The 792-nt window shown below is 66.2% G+C and carries 1 protein-coding gene; it reads right to left on the reverse strand.

Annotated elements, in window-relative coordinates; translation table 11 throughout:
* Nucleotides 1-132: 132 nt before the first annotated feature.
* The coding region (locus EN925_RS38085; protein ID WP_128337479.1) for an FtsX-like permease family protein at nt 133-792 on the reverse strand (660 nt) is incomplete at its 5' end.

The following is a 792-nucleotide window of genomic DNA, read 5'->3' on the forward strand; positions in this document are numbered from 1 at the left end:
GGCTATTCCTCCACCCAAGCGTGAATTGCCCTAGCATCATGAACGGCGCGACGACAGTGGCGGGGCTGGGTGGAAATGTCGAAGATTGTGCAAAAACCCGTCGGAGCGCCGGCCGCGTTTCGGCCGGTTGCCCTATTCGTGCCTAAGTGCGTCGATCGGGTCGAGCCTGGCGCCGCGCAGCGCCGGGAAGAAGCCGAACACCATGCCGATCAGGGCGGAAAAGCCGACGGCGAGCAGGATCACCGCCGGGCTCGGCGCAAACGGGATGGTCAGCGTCACCGCGGCGAGGCCGGCCAGCGCCAGCCCGATCAGGATGCCGATGATGCCGCCGAGCAGCGACAGCACCGTGGCCTCGACCAGGAACTGGATCAGGATGTGCTTTTCATGCGCGCCGATGGCGAGCCTGATGCCGATCTCGCGGGTGCGTTCGGTGACCGACACCAGCATGATGTTCATGATGCCGATGCCGCCGACCAGCAGGCTGACGCCGGCGACGGCGCCCAGCATGCCGGTCATGGTGGTGGTGGCGCTGGCCATGGCGTCGGCGATCTGGGTCATGTCGCGGATGGCGAAATCGCTTTCACGATCGGGCGTGATGCGTCTGGCGTCGCGCAGAATGTCCTCGACGCGCGGCTGCAGCTCGCTGGTCGGCGTGCGGTCATCGGCGGCGATGTAGATGTTGTCGATGTCGCGGTTGCCGGCGATGCGGCGCTGGTAGGCGTGCAGCGGCATCAGCACGACATTGTCCTGATCCTGGCCGAAGCCGGTATAGCCCTTGGGCTCGAGCAGGCC

Origin of the sequence: Mesorhizobium sp. M7A.F.Ca.US.006.04.2.1, assembly GCF_004022915.1 — a bacterium.
In the GTDB taxonomy this organism is placed as follows: Bacteria; Pseudomonadota; Alphaproteobacteria; order Rhizobiales; family Rhizobiaceae; genus Mesorhizobium; species Mesorhizobium ciceri.